The following is a 718-nucleotide window of genomic DNA, read 5'->3' as shown; positions in this document are numbered from 1 at the left end:
CCACCCAAAAAGGGCTTGGATGAGGATGTAATGTTTTGTTATATTCGAATCTAGGTTTTTTAAGGAGGGTGAAGTCGTAACAAGGTAGCCGTAGGGGAACCTGCGGCTGGATCACCTCCTAATACTTAAATACTATTTTTGTGTGTAGTAGATGATTTACACAATTGAACTGATTACCAGTTTTCTACAAAATCAATATTTTGGGCCCGTAGCTCAGACTGGGAGAGCGCTGCCCTTGCAAGGCAGAGGCCCCGGGTTCAAATCCCGGTGGGTCCACTTAATACTTTATGTATTTTTTATTAGTGCAGCATCGTTTTAGTGAAAACTGATGTGAAGGGAAAATTTGTTATAATTTTCCGTGCATAAGTAACCCTAACTGGCACTAACTAACCAGATTGTTGTTAGTTTATGTGTTATTTGAAGAAGAAGATCTTTTATTATTATAAAAGTTAATTCTTTTTTAGACATTATTTGTTAGAATGAGACTATCCGTTTTGGAATGGTTTTTTTCTTCTTAATGGATAAAAATTAATTAGACTTTTTTCTTGTGTATTAGATTGATTATTTCAATAGTATAGTTTGCTAAATTATTTTAATTGTTGTTTAAAATTTTGCTACTTGTGCTATCTGGGGGATGGCTTGGCTTGAGTTGCCTATGAAGGTCGTGGTAAGCTGCGATAAGCTTGGGCGAGGAGCATACATCCTTTGAACCCAAGAT

At 36.4% G+C, this 718-nt stretch carries 1 tRNA gene and 2 rRNA genes; all 3 read left to right on the top strand.

The features are described 5' to 3' along the window. A 16S ribosomal RNA gene (locus tag MBBTH_RS00060) occupies positions 1 to 120 on the top strand; the annotation flags it as partial. Positions 121 to 202: 82 nt separating this feature from the next. After that, positions 203 to 276, top strand: a tRNA-Ala gene (locus tag MBBTH_RS00055). Between the two features lie 330 nt (positions 277 to 606). Then, a 23S ribosomal RNA gene (locus tag MBBTH_RS00050) occupies positions 607 to 718 on the top strand; the annotation flags it as partial.

Source organism: Methanobrevibacter thaueri, assembly GCF_003111625.1.
GTDB classification, from domain to species: domain Archaea; phylum Methanobacteriota; class Methanobacteria; order Methanobacteriales; family Methanobacteriaceae; genus Methanocatella; species Methanocatella thaueri.
The sequence above is the reverse complement of the archived record's forward strand: the minus strand, read 5'-3'. Positions and strand labels throughout refer to the sequence as shown.